This window comes from Desulfogranum japonicum DSM 18378 (assembly GCF_000429945.1).
In the GTDB taxonomy this organism is placed as follows: domain Bacteria; phylum Desulfobacterota; class Desulfobulbia; order Desulfobulbales; family Desulfobulbaceae; genus Desulfogranum; species Desulfogranum japonicum.
Genome location: NZ_AUCV01000134.1, coordinates 1 through 1,073 on the forward strand (window position 1 = coordinate 1; position 1,073 = coordinate 1,073).

1 protein-coding gene is annotated in these 1,073 nt (G+C 38.3%); it reads right to left on the reverse strand.

Annotated elements, in window-relative coordinates; genetic code table 11:
• Positions 1 to 122 precede the first annotated feature (122 nt).
• Positions 123 to 503, reverse strand: coding sequence for a hypothetical protein (locus G493_RS0122785; RefSeq protein WP_028582204.1), 381 nt, complete (start codon positions 501 to 503; stop codon positions 123 to 125).
• Between the last annotated feature and the right edge of the window lie 570 nt (positions 504 to 1,073).

Here is a 1,073-nt window from a genome sequence, read left to right on the forward strand (position 1 = left end):
CTCTCGTTAACGACACCTTTAATGGGGCCTTTACCAGGTATGTGACGAGGGATCAGGCGAAGAGAATTTTGCGGACAAACGTGTAATGCTCCCCTGGGGGAGAGACTCCCCTGGCTACCCGATTAAGTGTTTTTTTTATATTCACCTTTAATCGGTGGGCCGAATTTTGGGTCACTTACATACCCATCTTTAATTTCATTAATTATTTTTTGGATAGCCCACTCTAGCTCATCTTGGTCACACCAGTATTCTTCTATTTTCCCATATTCTGAATAGGTAGACCTATTATATCCCTCTTCGATATCATTGTACCAAACTACTGTTTTACCAATTATTGCGACTACCCAAAAACCATCACCTGCATTTCCCCAAGGATCTTGTTTCCATTTTTCAGGGATAATTTTTATGACTTCCCATAAATTTCGTTGTTCATATGACATCCTTTTCCAGGATTGATTAAGATCATCCCAGATTTCTTCTTCTTTTATAGGCTGCCATTTCATTATTTTTTTCATCACTTAACGGTGAGTTGAGGGGCGGCAAAAGCTCTAAGAATAGCTTTCTTAGAACAGATTACTTACATCTACGATAAAATTTAAAAATGCCGCCATATTTTTGCCGTCCCTCTCGAACGACTGGTTAGTGAATTCTTATTTTTCTGTTTTATTATAGGTTTTGATTACATATATATTTGTGCTCAATAAAATCACCATAAGAAGCCAGGGGATTATATTTTGATAGTCGAATGAGAAGGAATAGAAGACAGCCGTTGGTCCATCTCCACCTCCGATTATTCCGATTGAAGCACCATCCCAATGCTTTACCATTAAGTAACATATGAAAATCGGTGGATATAAAAAAAACATTAGCGCAACAATGTTTGCTATAAATACTATCTTTCTGATCATCGGTTTTTTTCAACCACTAACGTGGAGTTCACCGGCGAGCTTCAGCGAGTCCGGTGGAATGACTTGTTGTACGAAGCCGCTATGCGGCAGAAAATAGTGTATATTCCTGTAACAGTTTGATTCTCTAATCATTTACAAAGGAGTATACCATGAACAAAGCAGAAA

Coding starts and splice junctions, on each gene's coding strand:
- G493_RS0122785 (WP_028582204.1), bottom strand. CDS start 503: ATGAAATGGCAGCCTATAAAAGAAGAAGAAATCTGGGATGATCTTAAT.